This is a genomic window from Nonlabens sp. (assembly GCF_018401815.1).
Taxonomy (GTDB): domain Bacteria; phylum Bacteroidota; class Bacteroidia; order Flavobacteriales; family Flavobacteriaceae; genus Nonlabens.
Window position 1 is genome coordinate 831286 of the sequence record NZ_JAGYKG010000001.1, and the last position, 19523, is coordinate 850808.

The window sequence follows — 19523 nt, forward strand, 5'->3', positions numbered from 1 at the left end:
TATATATTATGAGTGAGTAAAATAGTGGTACAACGCAATGAAAATAAACCCTGCAGGTATCAATACGGACCACGCATAAGTTGCTTTTCTCAAACGGTCTCCTTGATTAACGGCCTTTGCTCCCATAGACTGGAAAGAGCTGTTAAACCCGTGCCATAAGTGCATGGCTAATAGAATAAAGGAAACAACGTAAATACCCACTCTCACTGGATTAACAAATTTCTCTTTCAATTCTGGTAAGTAACGAGTCGCATCTTCAGGTTGAACATTTATATATTTCACAGTCATTTCATGAACCCAAAAATCATACATATGCAATCCTAAAAAAGCAAGTACTACAAGACCTGTAATGATCATGTTGCGAGAAACCCAAGAAGAATTTGAATTACCAGAGAATTTAGCATATTTGATAGGGCGTGCTTTTCTATTTTGAAAGTCAAGAACGATCCCCATAATAAAGTGTATGATCAACCCGCCTATTAATATAGGCTGAGCAACAAACTGTACTAATGGATTATACCCCATAAAATGCGACCACTCGTTAAAAGTATCTGGTGCGATGACAGAAGTAATGTTAATTACAAAATGCTGTGTTAAGAATATAACTAGGAATAATCCTGAAAGTGCCATTACCCACTTTCTAGCAAGCGATGATTTTACTAATGCGCTCATGTATAATTTTTTAATTTACTGCAAAGATAACTTTCAGACGCCTCAATATCAATCGTAATAGTTAAAAGGCCTTATACTTTACCTTATTTGGATTGAGTCTTAATAGTTTCTAGGCACATTCGTTTGTACTTAGTAGTAATTGGTGGCTCCTCCTTTCAATGAAAGGGTAAAGAAACTGTTGTTTTTTGTTTGCTTAAAATATATATTCATTACCATAAGCACACAGCCCTAAGTTTACTTTTTCATCCCTAAAGAGGAGTTGACAGGCACCGACAAATAATTATATTTCGCTTTCGCGAAAGCGAGCATAAAAAAGCCACTCCTTTGTAAGAGTGGCTTAATAATCGTTTAACTATTGATATTCTAGATACAACCAGGGTTAGGGTTCACTGGAACATCAGTAGTAAGCGTATGATACCAAGCCAGTGCTGGATCGTTTCCTTGCACCGTGCGTAACACCATTCTATTTGCAGTTAGTTCTAATATTTCATATTCACTACTTCCAACGTACCAACTGATAAAACTATCATTGGCTAAGAGCATCGTAGTTTTTCTAGATTGATCCACTGGAACGTCTGTATCCAGTGTAGGAAGAAAGGTCACCTCACCAGGCGCTGGAGCTGTAAATGGCAAGCATTCATCAGCATTATTAGGATTAAGAGCCGAAGGGCCTCCAAATTGACTTAAATAGGTATTGTGAAAATAAGTACCCCCAAAGTTATTCAATTCGTAAACGACATCATTTCCTACTTTGGTAAATACCATCTCATCTTCATAAAAACATTCGGTCAACTCATTACAATACCTGCCAAATGCTGGAACTGGAAAAAATGCCGGAGTATAATAAGCATCTGGCGACTGTCCACCTATCAAGTTTGTAGGTCCTACTCCCCAATGACCGTTTTCAGCTACAGACCAATACCAAGTTTTAGACGACCCTCCTGTTAAAAAATCCTTAGCTTCTGCATCGTCAAAGGTGCTCAAAACATCAATTACTACAGTTTGTGTTGTTGCCGCTCCTCCGGTACCAGTAGCTGTTACAGTTACACTGTAACTAATCACCCCTAATTCTACAAAACGGTGTTCGATACTTCCACTAAAAGAAGACCCCGTGCGACCATCACCAAAATCATAGGTATAATTAATTGCATTATCTGCTGTAGCATTAAAAACTACTATACCCGTTCCATCTCCATTGGGATCTGTTGTACTTTGGCCTTGTATAGCAATTGTTAGTTCCAAATTAGTGGGCGCAGTTACTGGACCAAAGTCTGTATCATCATCTTGACACGCCTGAAAGGAGGCTCCCAGCATCAAGATTATTAAAAGCTTAAAGTAATATTTCATTTTTATTAGTTTAGTTAGTTTTAATTAGGTCATCAATGTAAATGGTCTCTGCAGAAGATGTTGCTGATAGAGGGTCAAAGAAAATAACAACATTTCTTAAATCAGCTGTAGTAGGACCCGTAAATCCATTAAAGGTTAACTCTTCCCAACCGTTAGCTACCGTAGTAGTAACACTTGTCACTTCTTGAAACAAGCCCCCGTTACCAATTCTCTCGATTTTTAGCCATACAGGTAACCCTACTCTAGGAGAATACACTTTTAAAGTAAATGAGGTTGTTGCACTAAATACAACAGGTTGATCTACAACAATGGCAACTAAAGAAAAATTATTAGGCCCCGTAGCAGGTCTAACAAATTGCATCACCGTACTAGAATTATTGACCATATCTGGTACAGGGTTCGGAATTATAGAAAATGCTCCATTATTCGTTCCTATGTTATAGATTCTATTAGGATCTTCAAAAGTTAAAGGCAATAGTATTGGAGGACCATCAGCTAGTTCAATATCATCAAAATAGTTCACGTCATTAGTAGGGGCTGCTCCTAAATCAAAAAATACTACAAAACGACTGAATGGTTGTGTTGTATCTAGGCCTGTAGTATCAAAGAAAAGTGTTTCCCATTCTCCTATTCTAGTTGTAAAAGCTTCATAATCAGCTGAAGCAATAGAACCGTCGGCATTTTCTAATTTAACGGTAACCTTTGTTCCAATAGGCATTGGAGACCAGGTTTTCATCCTCAAACTTTGTGGCCCAGAGAAGTCTATAGGACCTCCTAGCGGCACTACAACACCTCCGTAGGTTTGTGAACCAGTCTTTACAATGCTGACTACTTTAGCGCTATTATTACCTAAGCTAACATCAGGATTATTGATGATACTCACGTTTGATTCAAAGTTGATTAAATTGTAATTTAAAGTAGTGGATTCAAAAGTCAAAGGTAAAATTACTGGGTCTTCAATCATAACTACTTCGGTTACGGAAGTAATAGCAGCGCCACCACTCAAGGCAGTAACCGTTATGTCATAAGTTCCCGTACTTGAATAATCATAAATAACCTCCTCACCTTCCATAAAAACAACAGCCGCTAATGCTGGATCTTCCCCAAAAGTAACTTCAAAAGCAGTCTCAAAGTCTGCTGTAGCACTTACGGAAATACCAAAATTAGAAGCAGCACTTTCTGTAATAGTTACCACTAGATTCTCTGGTGGTCTAAAAGACACCTCGAGGTTTTTAGTAAACTCTGTAGTTTTACCGCTTAAATTAGTGGCAATAACTCGCACGGGGTAAGTACCTTCTACATAATTGCGTTGTGCATTTTCTCCTAATGACAGTAGAGTAGATTCTCCAGTACCATCAGCATAGAACACTTCAAAGCTTGTCACATCAACACCTGTAGGTGAAATGGTCACTAAACCAGAATTATCTTGAGTAATATTAAAAACGAGATCAAGATCACTTGGCGCTTCAAGCGCTAAGCTTAAGTCTGCATCATCATTACTATCACAACTCCACAGTGCCGTGGTGGTTACTATTAGAGCAACAACTAAAAATTTAATGTTTTTCATTTCAAATCGTATTAATAATTAGGATTTTGTTCCCATCGGTCTCCAGCAAGTAAAATCTCTTCTAATGGGATTGGGAAAACTTCATGTTTACCAGTTACAAAACCGGGTATTTCAGCAGCTGCACGACCAGTTCTAACCAAATCAAAGAAATGGTGTCCTTCTCCTACTAACTCAAGCCTGCGTTCAAGAAATATGGCGTCTTCTAAGGCTGTTCCAGAAACTTGGACATCAGGTAATCCAACCCTATTGCGCACCTCGTTTAAATAAGTCCGTGCTTGTCCGTCACCCAAACTCCCGCTATTATATGCTTCTGCAGCCATAAGGTACACGTCTGCAAGTCTTATAGCTCTGTAATTATTAGGATTGGTCAGGTTGGCATCGCCAGTATTCAAATCACCTTGTCTAGCTATATATTTTCTATTGTAATACCCCGTATGTTCAAAGCCTACACTAAAGGTAGCGTTGTTAGCTGCCGCGAAAGCGTCTATATCTAAAATTGCGGTGTCTTTACGTGGATCTGCAGGGTCAAATAAATCTACGATTTCTTGTGTAGGGACATTAAAACTAAATCCAGAATCAAAAATAGGACCGTTGTAATTTCTAATACCATTAAATCCTACTGCGACATTACCTTCACTACATTGCAAACATCCGAAACTGGCACCTTCTGCATCTGAATATTGGACTTCAAAAACAGATTCTGAATTGTTTTCATTATCGTTTTCAAAGATAGTAGCGTAGTCCGTTACCAAACTATATGGCCCCATAAGGATGAGCTCATCCAGGACATCAGCAGCCTCTATATATTTCTCTTGAAACAAATATACCTTACCCAATAATGCTTGTGCGCTTCCTTTCGTAGCTCGACCCACATCAGGAGTGGTGTATTCTAAATTGTCAATTGCAAATATCAAATCCCGTTCAATCTGTGCGTAAACTTCTGCTTTAGGTGTGCGGTCTACTTCAAACTGATCTCCAAATAGAAATCGCTTATCAACTGCTAAAGGAACATCTCCAAAAAATTTAACCAATTCAAAATAGTAGTAAGCTCTTAGAAAACGAGTTTCCCCTAGAACTCTGGGCTTATCAGGAAAATTAGTATTATTTTGGAATTCCATGATATAATTTGCTCTGTTCACACCAGCAAACATCCACCTCCATAAATCTGTTAATTGAGCGTTTACAGGAGTATGAATCATATCGTCAATTTGCTGTATTCCTATCACGTCAGTTGCACTCTCACCACCAGCTAAGGTATTATCTGAAGCTATCTCACCTAACATCACGTTAATATAACTGGACTGCAACATGTCATACGCAGCAATTAGAGCATTTTCGTAATCAGCTTGTGTATTAAAAAAGTTTTCTGAATTAGCATCCTCACTAACAACCTCTACATAATCCTCGCTACATGAGTTAAAGCCTGCCGCTGCGACGAATAATAGTATATATATCTTATAAATTTTCATCTTGATTATTTTTTAAAATTTTGCATTTATTCCAACTAAAAAGGTTCTCGCCACTGGATAAAATCCATTGTCTATACCACTTGATAACGGGTCTCCAGAGCTAGCGCTAGGATCATACCCTCTGTACTTTGTAAGTGTAAAGGCATTATTTACAGATGCATAAACCCTCAATTTACTCAACTTCAAATTATCAAGTGACGACTCGTTTAAGGTATAACCAATTTGCATGTTTTGAGCTCTTAAAAAAGAGGCATCTTCTACAAAAAAGTCTGAAAACACTTGATTTGCTGTTGCCCCTGTAGTCACTCGCGGTACAGAATTGGTTGATCCCTCGCCGGTCCAACGGCCTAACGCGTTAGTCGTTAAGTTGGTTAAAGGCTGGTTTCGTTCATAATTGCGCACCATATCATTCCCTATTGAAGCGTACAAATAGGTTTGTAGGTCCCAGTTTTTATAATTGAAACTAAGGTTGAACCCCATGGTGAAATCTGGTAAAGCATCACCCAATTCGGTACGGTCATCGGTGTCTATAACTCCGTCATTATTTAAATCTCTATATCTGAAATCTCCAGGCTGTGCATTAGCGCCCAAGGCGATTTGCGATGGATGAGCTGCCACTTCGGCGGCATTTTGAAAAATTCCATCGGTTTGATACCCGTAAAAATATCCAATAGTAAATCCTTCTTGAAATCTGGTAATAGGGGGCTGCCCAACACCAAAGCCTCCGGCCTCAATAAAACCATTTTCGTTGTTTACAGAAAGGACTTCATTATCCAGAGTGGCCAAATTGTAACTTACATTAAAACTAAAATCATCTGTAACCTGATCTGAATACCCCACCGAGAATTCTATACCCCGATTACGTATATCCCCCCCATTTATGAATGGTGCAGCCGAACCAGGTGCCCCAGAACCCAATATCCCAGATACTGCTGGAGAAATCAATAAGTCATTAGTCTCCCTATTGTAATAATCTAAAGTAACGTTTAATTTAGATGATAAGAATTTCATATCCAATCCAACATTAGTGGTAAATTGTTCTTCCCACTTAATTTCCGGATTACTCAAAGCTCCACTAGCGGTTCCGTTGAAAATTTGACCATTAAATACATACTGTCCTTCTCCATTAAGTAGAGATACATATCCAAAAGCAGGAATACGGTCGTTACCTATGATACCAGCAGATGCTCGTACTTTAAGGAAGTCTATAACTTTACTGTCCTTTAGGAAAGATTCGTCTGAAGCGATCCAACCTACACTACCTGAAGGGAAGATACCAAATCTATTTTCAGGTCCAAATATGGTACTCCCATCACGTCTAACAACAGCGGAAAGCAAATACTTCCCCTTATAATCGTACTGAACACGAAGGAAATGAGAAAGCAACCTCTGATCAAAACGACGCGCTCCATTGAGATCTCCATTAATAACACGTTCTGCCCCCGCTATACTTACCTCATTATAATCATTGCTTACATTACCAAAACCGGTAAGGTCATTAAAGTCCCCTCGAGTTCTAAAGGCACTCATCCCTATGGTAGCCTCTAAATTGTGTTTATCAGCAAATGTATTGTCGTATTTTAAAAACGCATCATAGGTATAATCACTGAAATAATTGTTATACGTACTAAATACATTTTCAGTTAAATTGAATACTTTACCTGAACCATAAAATGCTCTAGGATTAAAATTATTCCCGTAAGCTTCAGAATAATTCGCTTGTATACGAGCTGTAGCTTCAAAATGATCTAGAAAAGAATAGGTCAACCCAAAGTTACCACTGATCTTCCCTACTTTATTTTTATTAAATGTGTTTGCTAGTTGGGCCTCAGGATTAATAACTTCATTTCCCAAACCTTCTGCCAATGAAAATTCACCGGCTTGATCTCTAACCGGAATCGTAGGCGCCATGTTTAACGCATTAAAAAGAACAGATCCTAGACCACCGTCGTTGATGTTCTTATTACTTGTATACGAATAAAGGAACCCTGTTTTCATTTCCAAGTTTTTAGTCCATTTACGATCAAAATTTCCTCGCATAGTAAAACGATCAAAATCAGACTTATCACTCCCTACTATACCATCTTGACTTAACACTGAAACACCAAAAGCATAAATAGATTTTTCTGTACCTCCTCGTATAGAAATATCATTATTAAGGATCAACGCATCATCAAACACCTCATCTTGATAGTTGGTATTGGTTAAATTAGATATATCCGTAAAAGGTAAAGCTTCGCCGTTATTTGCAAATGCTTCATTTTTAATCAAGGCATACTGCTGTGAATTCAATGTAGGAAGCCTTCTAGTGGTTTCTTGAAAACCTCCCCAAGAATTGTATTCAACAGTTAATGGCTGGTTTTTGCGACCGCCTTTTGTAGTGATAATAATCACCCCATTTGCAGCCCTTACCCCATATATACCAGCCGTTGCATCTTTCAAAACAGACAAGCTTTCGATATCCCCAGGGTTGATAACGCTTAAGTCTTCAATAATGTTTCCGTCTACTAATATTAAAGGACGGTTATCGCCATTAGTAGAAATACCGCGTATCCTAATGTTTAAACCTGCTCCAGGAGATCCCGATGAAGAGGTCACATTAACTCCAGCCACTTGGCCCTGAAGTGCTTGCTCTACTCTAGTTGGCTTCAAGTTTTCAATTACTTTACTGTCCACTACACTCACTGCCCCCGTAACTTCTCTAACCGCTTGAGTGCCGTATCCAACGACTACCACCTCTTCAAGTGCAGCTACATCTGCCTGTAAGCTTACGTTTATAGTAGCGGTATTAGCTACTGTAACTTGTTGAGTTATCGTACCTATGTAAGAAAATTTAAGGATATCCCCTGGTGAAGCAGCTATGGTGTAGAGACCATCAAAATCTGTGGTAGTACCCTTATTCGTGTTTAGGTTGAGAACAGTGGCTCCCAATAAAGCCTCTCCTGTAGATTGTTCAAGGACCTTTCCTGAGATGATACCTTCTTGCGCGAAGCTGAAAGCTGCGACAAAATAAAATAGTAAAAATGTAAATTTATTCATGAAAATCGCTTTATTTCATAATTAAAAAGAGTTTCTATAACGTTGTAGGTTAAGATCCTCTTAAAGTTAGAATTCAAATTTAAAAAAAGTTAATTGATTTTGTCATAAAATTCGTTACAGCAATAGTGCTACGTTGACAAAATATAGTTATTTTATTTATTATCAGTTATTTACAGTTTTTTTTGTAAGGTAAATTCAACGGATAATGATCAATTGATGTGGAAATGTATAGTGAAAAATAATTAAAAAGATGTTTCTTATTTTTTACTTAGGTTAATGACGAGGAAGGCTTTTAAACTATCCGTACTACCAATAGTTATAAAAACATGATGAGAACAATATCATTAATAACTAATCAAGTGCTCCTATTGCATAAAACCAACTACAACAGATCAATAATGCAGCTGTGGATTTCATCTTTGAGTGTCAAATAAACAACTATCTTAGTGATCAAAGCCACCCTAAAAATAGTCGCTCAAAATTTAATAATGTCTAGCAGTACTCCCACATATAACATAAGTAAAGATATTAGTCTGGATAGAAAACAACAAACTAACAACAGTTTGCTATTTAGTTACATGGATTCTTTTAAATTGCACCTCAATAGAACGCCTTTAACAGGTGTGCGCTTTTCATAGAGTTTTGATTTAAGATTATAGTACTACATGCACTTTAAAGAACAAAAACAATGCTACTTTGCTTTTTTTATCATCGCACTTGGTGGGGCTCTTTTCTATGTCACAAAACCCTATTTGCCGAATAACGTATTTGTAGAAGGTAATAGCTCTGCTCATAGTGTCGTAGATCGTCTTATGATCGAAGCAATGAATGACTTGGAAATTGGGGGAGCACCTGTAACAGCCATTCAGGATTCTAATCAATTAAAAAAAGCGGTAACCCAACCTATAAGCTCAACAAAAGCGGTTTCTAACAAAACTTCATTGGAAACTTTAAACGACACCTTCTATCAACACCTTATAAGTGCTTCGGATTTCGATTTTAACCTGGAATATCGTCCCACAGACTCATCGCGTATAATTGCTATTCCAAAACCTTTTCCTTTAAAAAGTTATACCGGTATCAATCACTTGAATCGTTTTTTTGAAAAGCTTTACGAACTGGAACAATCAAAAAAAGCAAAAGTACGCATCGCTTATTACGGCGACTCAATGATCGATGGCGATTTGATAGTTCAAGATTTTAGGAGCGCATTACAAAACCGTTTTGGGGGTCTTGGAGTTGGATTTGTTCCTATACAATCAGAAAGTGCGCGATCCCGTTACTCTGTTAAGCATTATACATTAGGAAACTGGAAGGAGGACAACTTTATGAAAGGTAGCGCAGATAGTATTCCCTATGGAATAAATGGCGCTGTTTTTTTTCCAGTAGACGCTACCGCACGAGTACACTATGTTGCCAGTGGTATTAAAAACGCTTACCAACTCAACTCGCCACGCCTCTTTTACGGCTCCGGTAATAAAGACGCTGTCCTTAAAGTAACCGAAGAAAAAGACAATAGCGCTACCTATATTCTGTTGAACGGTACACAAAGCTTTAATTCAGTTCCTATATCCACAAGTAACCTACGAAAAATCCAATTGGACTTTTCAAATGCGCAAAACACTCCTATCTATGGAATGGATTTTTCAAATCATACAGGAATAGCTGTAGACGGTTTTTCTAACCGTGGTAATTCTGGATTGCCATTGAGTTTACTAAATATTTCTCAAATGCAAAAGTTTGACCAAAGCTTAAGCTATGACTTGATCATCCTTCAATTTGGAGCTAATGTACTCACTAGAAAATCTAAAAATTACAATTGGTATTACAACCGAATGACTCAAGTGGTACATCATTTGAAACAAGCGTTCCCAGAAGCTGATGTTTTAATACTAGGTACTGCAGATAAAGGAACAAAACTTGACGATATTGTAAAAACAGATAGCAGTGTTGTAAAGTTATTGAGGTCCCAACAACAATATGCATTAAAAACGCAGTCCAGCTTTATAAGCCTCTTTCATTTGATGGGAGGCGTCAATACAATGCCTATCTGGAGCGATCAAAAGCTAGCAAATAAAGATTTTATTCATTTTAGCCCTCAGGGTTCCCGTAAAATAGGTGGGATGATTTATGAAGAATTGATGAATGGGTATTCCGCTTTCGCGAAAGCGAGAATACAGCAAAATATGTTACAACAAAAGGCAGATAGCCTATACATAAAAGCTGTAAACGACAGTATTTCTTACCTGCGAAGACCATGATCAAAGCTCATATTTTTCTATGGATCGGTCTTTTGACGTTAACATCATATGGGCAACAAATAGAAGATGTACCAATCAACCCCTTATTGATAGATCGCAGTTTTCAAGAGATAAAAAACCCCTTGGTATTGAATGATTTTTTTCAAAAACTCCAAGAACTAGAGAGCGGCAATAGAAGTCAAGTAACTGTGCTACAACTAGGGGACTCTCATGTTCAAGGACCTTATTTCCCACAATATATAAGACAAGGTTTGCAGAATAAATTTGGTAATGCAGGCCGAGGTTTTGTATTCCCTTATCGAGTTGCTGGCACTAATGGGGCAGTAGATGTCAAGTTTAAAGCAAGCGGCGACTGGAAGGCAGTGCGCAATGTAAAAAGTAATGGAGATGATGATATCGGACTGAGCGGTATCAACCTAGAAACCGCAAACAATGATTTTCTGATGGAAATTAATCTGAGTGAATCATTAGAAGAGGTTACTGAAATAAAAATAGTTTCCCCACATCCCGATCGTTTTAAAATAAGCCTTGCTGACAAACGTGATCTTCTCCTAAAAGTCAACATCAACAAAACCTATAACGTAATTTCTGGAGATTACCTAGGTAAAATCGCCGCTCAATTCCATACTTCCATTCAGAAAATTCAACAAGTAAACGGGATGAAAAACACACATTTACGAGCTGGACAAACTCTTGAAATACCAACGGGGAATACACAAAATAAAGTCCTATCTGAAGCGAGTTTTACCGATCTTGCCTCGTTAGATGGAATCACTTATCAAATTCCTAAAGGAGTGAATCAGCTTTATTTGAGACCTGCTCAAAAGGAATCAAAGTACCTTCTCGACGGACTCTTATTGAGCACTGGAAAGAACGGTATCAACTTTCACGGCATAGGTGTCAACGGGACCAAATTTAGTGATTACAATATATTTCCTAGATTTTTTGATCAGATGGCGGCCTTAAATCCGGACTTGATCATCATCTCTTTAGGAACTAACGAGAGTTTTTACGATACCTATACAGAAGAGAAGCTAAAGGAAGCTATGGACGTATTCAATCGCGAAATGATCCAACGTGAAATGACGGGGAGTGTGTTGTTAACCAGCCCACCGCCATCAATGAAGAATCGCAAACAAATCAATTCTACCGCAACAGCATATGCCTATGAAATGGGCGTCTTTGCCAACTTAAATTCTTGGGCATTCTACGATTTACATTCGGTTTCTAAAACAAGTCGTGCGATGCCCTATTGGCACGATGCAAACTTAACCTCGAGTGATAAAATTCATTTCTTAGAAAAAGGCTATCAGCTACAAGCACTACTACTTGTGGAGTCCATCATTAACTCCTATGCCGATTATAAAAAATGATGGAATGGAACGATATATGGAGCTGGTTAAGTTATGATCCACAAAGCCCATTACTATTTAATAGTGAGGCTTTTTTATATCTGTTTCTAGGTTTTTATCTGTTGTATATTTTTATGTCCGATGCTCGTAAAATGCGCATCTTATATGTTATCGCCTTTTCTTTATTTTTCTATTACAAATGTAGTGGGGTGTACTTTATACTGCTTATATTTTCTTCGTTTGTAGATTATTACTTATCTGAATTGATTTACAAAAGCGATGATAAAAGAAAAAGAAAATGGCTGCTTATTCTTTCCTGTATTATCAATTTAGGACTGCTCGCTTACTTTAAATACACCGGCTTCCTCACCGCTAATTTTAATGCTCTTTTTTCAGGTGATTTAAGTTTTGGGACTGTATTTCTACCTGTAGGCATCTCATTTTATACTTTTCAAACCATGTCTTACACTATAGACGTTTACAGAAAAGAATTAGAACCGGCTAGAAATATTTGGGATTTTATGTTTTTTGTTTCTTTTTTTCCACAATTAGTTGCGGGACCTATTGTAAGAGCAAAAGATTTTATACCTCAGATTTATGAAAAACTACAACTTTCTAAAAAGGAGTTGAGTTATGCCTTGTTTCTGATTATGGGTGGATTACTTAAAAAAACAGTCCTCTCAGATTTCATTAGTGTTAACTTTGTAGATCGTGTTTTTGAGTTTCCAGATAATTACGGTGCTTTTGAAAACTTACTTGCCGTTTATGGGTATACCCTGCAAATTTATTGTGATTTCTCCGGCTATTCCGACATTGCTATAGGTCTTGCACTTTTGATGGGTTTTACATTACCTCCTAACTTTAAAACACCCTATAAAAGTAGCAGCGTTACCGAATTCTGGCGCAGGTGGCACATCTCTCTTTCAAGCTGGCTAAGAGATTACCTCTACATATCTATGGGCGGTAATCGCCAGGGTAAAATACGCACGTACTTCAACCTTTTTATGACCATGTTACTCGGTGGATTATGGCACGGTGCCTCTTGGAAGTTTATTCTTTGGGGAGGGATGCATGGAACCGTTCTCATTATCGAAAAGGCCTTCAACATCCCAAAATTAACTGGTAGGAGCTTTCCTTTAAAACTCATCGCAGGAATACTGACGTTTCACTTTGTAGCTTTTTGTTGGATTTTCTTTAGAGCATCAGACTTTAACAATGCCTTGAATGTCATTTCTAATATAGGCCGTATAGAATGGAACCCTCAGATCTGGTGGACCGTATTAAAGGGCTATCAAAATATAGCTATTGTTTTATTGATAGGTTACCTATGGCATTTTATACCTCAAAAAGTGCAGGACAAGCAACTGGAATTATTTCATAGAATACCAGTTGCAGGTAAGGTACTTTTATTTGCTGCAGTCATCTGGGTAATAAGTGCTACAGCTAGTAGTGAAGTGCAACCTTTTATTTATTTTCAGTTTTAAAATGAAGATCAAATAATCCTTGTTTTAAGGTATTGCTACTAAAAAAATAAAAAACCCATTAAATGTTCTCGTTTGGAACAGGAAATCAAATAACTATACCTCCCGCTTGGAGGTATTATAAAATTAACTGGTTGGTGTCCAAACTAAAATCAGAATGCACAAAGAATACCCAATAGTTTAACTCAGCAACTATTATGACCCCTATATCGAGGTTTTGTGAAACTACAGAGGTATAAATTGGTGTTCAAATAAAACAAAATAGATCACCCAACAATTTAGAATCATCACTCAACTCCACTTAACTCAAATTCACCATAAACAATTCACTTGCAATTCCATCGCTAAGAAACTTCCCTTTTCTAGTCACAAATAAGGTATCGCCGTCTAGGTAAAGCAAGTGGTCTTTTAAATATTCATCGGCTTGTTTTAAAAGGTATTGTTTAAAATTTAGCCCGTAATCTGTTTCTATTTTCTGAAGAGAAACCCCATAAATAGTTCGCAAACCGGTCATGATGTATTCATTATAACGATCTACCAAAGTCAGCTCTTCTGTTTCCATAGGCAATTCTCCTGCTTGAATAGACTTGATGTATTTTACATTGTTATTGATGTTCCAGCCACGCCTATTTCCATCAAAGCTATGCGCACTTGGGCCAATGCCTATATAACTTTTTCCGGTCCAATAAGCCGTGTTGTTTTGGGAGAAGAAACCTTCCTTGCCAAAATTGGAGAATTCATAATTTTTAAAATGATACAACTCCATAAGGTCTAGCAGAATCTCAAAATGTTCTTGTGCTACCTCATCTTCTACTGGAGCCACAATTCCTTTTTCTATAAACGATTTAAGGGCTGTATTTTCTTCTATAGTAAGTGCATAACTGGAAATGTGTGGCACTTTTAAATCTATGGCTTTGTTTAAATTTTCTCGCCATCTTTCATTGCTCATTCCTGGAATACCATAAATAAGATCAATTGAAATATTAGGGAAATACCGCACTGCTTGCTGGATGCATTGATACGCTTCAGTAGCATTATGAGCGCGATTCATCAGTTGGAGATCTTCTTCAAAAAAACTTTGCACGCCTATAGAAAGACGGTTGACTCGTGTTTTTGAAAAAGAAATGAGTTTTTCTTCGGTCAAATCATCGGGGTTTGCCTCCAAAGTAATTTCTGGTTGTGCTACCACGGTATAGTGATCAAAAATAGTTTGGATGATCTTTTCTATCTCTTGAACTTCTAAGACACTAGGAGTTCCCCCTCCAAAATAAATGGTTTGCACTGCAATATTTTTAAACTCGCTTTCGCGAAAGCGTAATTCATCACAAATAGCATCAATCATATTGATTTTATGTTTCAGATTAGTGCTGAAATGGAAGTCGCAATAATGACAAGCCTGCTTGCAAAAGGGAATATGTATATAAATACCGCTCATTGAAACAAAAGTAAGTCTTAAAACACTAGCAAAATATGGCACTTATGACAAAATATATGACTTGACCAAAAGTGACTTGTTTTGTTTTCAAGCTTAAGACTGCTTTGGACGTACTTATTTAGCACCCATAATTTAAAACAGTCTTTGTTTTGTAATAAGACTCTTGTATGTCCTAAATAAAGAAAGCAGCTCTTGATTCAAGAGCTGCTTTAAAGTTAATCAAGTTGATGCCTTACAAATCATATCGCACTTGTAAATACACATAACGTGGTTGCACCGTATAAAACTGAGTACTAGTAGCAATCTGACCAAAAGAGTTGTTGTTCAATGCCTCTGTATTTAACAAGTTAGTAGCAGCAACTTTATATTCCCATTTGGAATCTGGTTGGTTATAAAATAGGGCAGCTTCTAGGAAATCATAATTATTCTCCACATTTTGAGAAGTAGAGAACAGATTTAAATCATAATCCACATCAAAAAACCAAGCTTTATTGATTTGCCAATCTGCATTAAGAGTTATGGTTTGTCTAGTTGAATTATTGGTAAATCCCCCATTGTCAGAATTATTAAAACTCACGTCATAACCTACTTCAAAATTCACTCCTTCTTGATAATTACTTCGAGTGCTTATTCCATAGTTATGAATAATGTTGTCAGATTCACTTGGCGCGCCATTAATTACATTGTTAAATGTGCTCCAGTTTAAACCTGCATTTACACTAGCTCTAATTTTCCCAAATTCTCTAGAAAAACTTCCAGAACCACTCGCGGTTTCATTTGCAAATGGGGAATTGATCAAGTTACTTTGCTGATTAATATCTTGAATATTTACGCTGCTTTGTATGGCATCTGTAGTTCTTGAATAAGATAGTTGAGCGCGTATATTTGTGTAATTAAACATATTAAAATTGAAGTAATTTAAACTGTAACGATCGTTTAAGGCTCCTGTTAATTGATTATTACCACTGAACAAAGAATTGTAGTTATTAAAAACTGTTCCTAGCGCATAGTTTTCTACATCTGTAAAACTTACAGTCCTACGGTAATCAAAGTTGATGTTCTCGCTAGACCTTAAGGCAAAACGCACATTAAAATCTGGAAGTATTTCTTGAAAATCTAACTCGTTAGTATTGCCTAGCTGTGTGTCTTCTATATGAAAACTATGGGCGGTTACTCCTGGGGTAATCGTAAACTTCCCGGTGATAAATTTATAATGCACTGCGCCAAATAAGTCTCTGAATTTATAATTCACATCGTTTCCTAATGTTGGGTCTGTTAGGTCGTTTTGAGAGCCGTCGTTACGTATTTGAAATATATTGGTGTTGTACTCTTGATTTACAATAGATGTTCCAACAGTAAAGTTGATGTTGCTTTTCTTGTTAAGTACTCTCCAATAATCCACCTTAGTGTCTAATTTTTGGCTTTCCACAAATTTTTGTTGATTGATATTGTATGGGTCTGCTGGGTCGAGTCCTAAGTTACCTTGAAAAGGTTCTGGATCTGCAACACCTTGTCGATCTCTAATAGCGTTATAAAATGGATCTTCTTCAGCATCTACATACCTACCTTCAAAAGCAAAAATGTCTTTATCGCTCAATGTATAATACATATTGATCGATTGATCTAATGTAACAGGTTTTTGAGATTCATTTTGGTCTATATCTTCTACAAAACCACTACGAGAAGAAGTAAAGTCATTGAACTGACTTACATCACTCAGATTTATTTGTCCATCATATTCAAAAGTAAAATTTTCATTAGGCTTATAATCTGCTCCTAATTTGAAAATCCCTATTTGATTGCGTTGAAAGGATCTGTCTTCGGTATTTTCCACAACACCAGTCTCAATAAATGTTCTACTTGCTATAGTTTCTTGTTCCGTATCGGTACTTGAGAAAATAGCAAACCCGTCTAAACTTAAAGCTTTATTTACTTGCCATGAGCCGTTAAATGCACCAAATTTACTTTCGATTTCTTTAGCGCGATTTGCTTGAAGGTTTAAAATTCCTCCTGCGCCTACTCCTACATTTATGGATGATCCAGACGCTCTTGTATTGCCTCTATTAAAACCTGTAAAACGCAAGTATTCTCTAAACGTAAATGACTGTAATCCTAGATTATTAAAATCTGTAAGAATGTTTATAGAAACATCTGGACTGTAATAAAAAGCTTTAGGCTTTGCTTGATAACGCACTGCATCATCCCCTTGACCTATCGCACCAGTCACTTCTCCAAACCAGAAGTTCTTCTTTCCTTCTTTTAATCTAATGTTAATCGCAATGCGATCATCATCATTCCCGAGTCCTTTCAATTGACTTTGATTGTTAAAGTTTTTTAATACCTCAACTTTCCCAACTGCATCTGCAGGAATGTTTTTTGTGGCCAATCTGGAGTCTCCTTCAAAGAACTCTTTTCCATCTACAAAAACCCGCTCGACTGTTTTTCCCTCTACTTGAATATCTCCATCCTCATTTACTTCCATACCAGGAAGTTTTTTGAGTACATCACCTAATTTACGTTCTGTTCCATTCGTAAAACTATCTGCATTATACGTAATCGTGTCCCCTTTAATAGTAACTGGCATGTCATAAACGATGTTCACCGCATCTAGCATGTTTTCATCTTCTAGCATGACATAATTTTTATTTAAGTCATCTTGAATATTTTTTACGGTATCTACGATGGTTTTAAGACCTAAAAAAGATACTTTAAGAACGTAAGTGCTGTCTTTTTTAAGATTGAGTAGTTGGTATTTTCCAGCATCATTAGTAATACCAAAAGCACCCAAATTCTTATCCTTTTGATAAGCAATCACATTGGCCATTTGAAGTGGAGTACCTGTACTATCTACTACTACACCATATATTTTTACCGACTGAGCGCCAGCTAGGGAAAACACAAAACAAGCTAGAAGTGTTACGAGTAAGTTTTTTTTCATTTTAGTTTTTTGATTAAAAAATGCGAGAACAGTGGTTAGCATACTCTCGCATATCATTAGTAGTTAATAGTGGGTATTACTCTCCACGACCTCCACGCCCGCGACCCCATCGCTCTGACATTTCTTTCATTTTTTCTTTGAATAGGCTATTGTATTCTTCTTCGGTAGTTTCTTTTCCTTTAATAGCAGGTTTGATCTCCTCCTTTTCTTCTGGGTTGACTACGATCTTACTACAAAGTAAGGTGGTATTCCCAGCACTTACTTCAAGAATTAATCCTGGAAGACCCGAATATTCTGCCGGACCATGCTGCACTGGAATTTGAGGTGTGAACCATGCGGTAATTTCTACTTGTGGATCTTGTTCAAAAACCTCTTCTATATTCCCATTTGCAAGTGCTAGGCTGTCCTTCTTTTTCTCTTCTGCACTTTCACCTCTACGTCTTCTAAAAGATGACCAGTCCAGTTCATTGTTCTTTTTATTTGCTACGGCTTTTATCGCTTGATACTGACCTATCATTCTAGTTTCTCCTGTGATTTTCCAGTCTAATTGAGGAATGCTGTCTTTTATTAAAAACATCTTTCCCATCATATCACGCTGCTCAATCCACTGACCTTCTTTTAGATTTTTATATTTCTCTCCCCCCATAGAAGTCCCCATAAAGTTTCCCCAACCACCACCTTGCCCAGGTGCAGCAAGTTCTTTTTCTTCTTTATAAATAGATTCATTACGGTTGAATTTCAACACGTAAGTCTTCTCACCCATTTTCTTCATACGCTCCTCTATCCGCTTTTTTTGTTGTGGCGACATCTCACGACCTTCTGGCATCCAGCTCATATCGGTTTTAGTCTTAGACATATAAGTCGCCTCACCATAAAATTCCTGAGCATTTAAGACTCCGGCAAACATTACAGCAAGCGTTAATACAATTGATTTTTTCATCTTTGATTTAATTTTAAAGCAGCCTCCAATTAGCAAGCCCTGGAATAAGACTGAGTAAAACTGGATTAGTTTCAAGTTAAGAGAACTTTAACAACTATTAGTTAAAATCCTATGGTCTCAATGTAAACTCCTTTACCATTACCACGATTTTCCATCCTCTCCTCCATTTTCTTTTTTTGAAGCGCATCAAAGTCTTTTTGATTGATTTTTTTTCCAGCCTTTGGCTTTTTTAGTTCTAAACCTTCTTTAGGGTTGATCTCAATACCTTTTAATAAAATAGTAGTTTCATTAATTTGGATTTCTACGATAAGTCCTGGTAATCCATGAAATTCTCCAGGACCATTGCTTACTGGAATATCTGGAGTATACCATGCTGTAATCGTACGATCACTTTCTTTTACCATAGAAAGAAGACTTGTGCCAGACTCTTCTTCTTCACCATCTTCCAGTTCTTCTTCCTCATCTATTTCTTGTTCTTTTTTAATAGGGAGATAAATTGCTTTGAAACAATTGTATTTACCTATCATTTTAGACTCACTTAATAATTGCCATTCATAGGAAGGCAGCACGTCTTTTATGACAAAATCTTTGCCCATTATATTCCCTTGTTTGATATAGGTTTTTTCTAATAGGTTTTTATAAACAGTACTTCCTACGCCACCAGTTGCCGAAAATGATATAGACATTCCACTTGGTCCACCTGGTTTTTTAAGTTCTTTTACTTTATCATAAGAAGATTCTGTTCTTGTAAATTCTAAGATATATTCTTGTGTACTTCCTTTTTTAAGTTGCTCCATAAGTTGCTTAATCATGGGGTTACTTTCTGCTTTTTTATTATTAGTACTGTCCTCAGGTATATTAATTTTGGTCAAAGCTACATAGGTTGCCTTTGCTTTAAAGTCATTTTGAGCTTGTAAAGTATAGGCTTTCGCGAAAGCGAAAACAACAAAAAGCAACATACTAAGATTATAATTTTTCATGTCAAATGGTTTTTAAAATCACTCAAATATCAACTATTTTTA

12 protein-coding genes are annotated in these 19523 nt (G+C 37.0%); 3 read left to right on the top strand and 9 right to left on the bottom strand.

The genetic code is table 11. The features are described from left to right. Positions 1–6 precede the first annotated feature (6 nt). The 5 genes from KG732_RS03720 to KG732_RS03740 form a co-directional block, all read right to left on the bottom strand. On the bottom strand, positions 7–672 hold the full coding sequence (locus KG732_RS03720; protein WP_213521027.1) for a succinate dehydrogenase cytochrome b subunit: 666 nt from the start codon (positions 670–672) through the stop codon (positions 7–9). A 363-nt stretch (positions 673–1035) separates the two neighbouring features. Further along, a complete protein-coding gene (locus tag KG732_RS03725) occupies positions 1036–2019 on the bottom strand; it encodes a PKD domain-containing protein (protein WP_213521028.1) in 984 nt (327 codons plus the stop codon). 10 nt (positions 2020–2029) lie between these two features. Further along, complete coding sequence (locus KG732_RS03730; RefSeq protein ID WP_213521029.1) at positions 2030–3586, bottom strand: hypothetical protein; 1557 nt, start codon at positions 3584–3586, stop codon at positions 2030–2032. Positions 3587–3597: 11 nt separating this feature from the next. After that, positions 3598–5055: a RagB/SusD family nutrient uptake outer membrane protein gene (locus KG732_RS03735; protein ID WP_213521030.1), complete on the bottom strand. Its 1458-nt coding sequence runs from the start codon at positions 5053–5055 to the stop codon at positions 3598–3600. 12 nt (positions 5056–5067) lie between these two features. Beyond that, positions 5068–8094, bottom strand: a complete 3027-nt coding sequence (locus KG732_RS03740; RefSeq protein ID WP_213521031.1) for a TonB-dependent receptor — start codon at positions 8092–8094, stop codon at positions 5068–5070. A 752-nt stretch (positions 8095–8846) separates the two neighbouring features. On the opposite strand from KG732_RS03740, the gene KG732_RS03745 reads away from it, so the two are divergent. The 3 genes from KG732_RS03745 to KG732_RS03755 are packed head-to-tail and all read left to right on the top strand — an operon-like array spanning position 8847 to position 13191. After that, positions 8847–10355 (top strand): hypothetical protein, encoded by a 1509-nt coding sequence (locus KG732_RS03745; protein WP_213521032.1) that lies wholly within the window; start codon positions 8847–8849, stop codon positions 10353–10355. Continuing rightward, complete coding sequence (locus tag KG732_RS03750) at positions 10352–11728, top strand: LysM peptidoglycan-binding domain-containing protein (RefSeq protein ID WP_213521033.1); 1377 nt, start codon at positions 10352–10354, stop codon at positions 11726–11728. Before KG732_RS03745 ends, KG732_RS03750 begins: the two co-directional genes overlap by 4 nt. Then, the gene (locus KG732_RS03755) at positions 11725–13191 is read left to right on the top strand and encodes an MBOAT family protein (RefSeq protein ID WP_213521034.1); all 1467 of its coding nucleotides are present in this window, start codon (positions 11725–11727) and stop codon (positions 13189–13191) included. The genes KG732_RS03750 and KG732_RS03755 overlap by 4 nt, the downstream gene beginning before the upstream one ends. A gap of 298 nt (positions 13192–13489) precedes the next feature. Here the strand turns inward: KG732_RS03755 and hemW are convergent, their stop codons facing one another. The 4 genes from hemW to KG732_RS03775 form a co-directional block, all read right to left on the bottom strand. Next, a complete protein-coding gene (gene hemW / locus KG732_RS03760; protein WP_213521035.1) occupies positions 13490–14623 on the bottom strand; it encodes a radical SAM family heme chaperone HemW in 1134 nt (377 codons plus the stop codon). Between the two features lie 232 nt (positions 14624–14855). Further along, entirely contained in the window at positions 14856–17561 is a 2706-nt protein-coding gene (locus KG732_RS03765) for a carboxypeptidase-like regulatory domain-containing protein (RefSeq protein ID WP_213521036.1), read from the bottom strand. A 76-nt stretch (positions 17562–17637) separates the two neighbouring features. Continuing rightward, entirely contained in the window at positions 17638–18501 is an 864-nt protein-coding gene (locus KG732_RS03770; RefSeq protein WP_213521037.1) for a GLPGLI family protein, read from the bottom strand. 101 nt (positions 18502–18602) lie between these two features. Continuing rightward, the gene (locus tag KG732_RS03775) at positions 18603–19481 is read right to left on the bottom strand and encodes a GLPGLI family protein (protein WP_213521038.1); all 879 of its coding nucleotides are present in this window, start codon (positions 19479–19481) and stop codon (positions 18603–18605) included. Positions 19482–19523 lie beyond the last annotated feature (42 nt).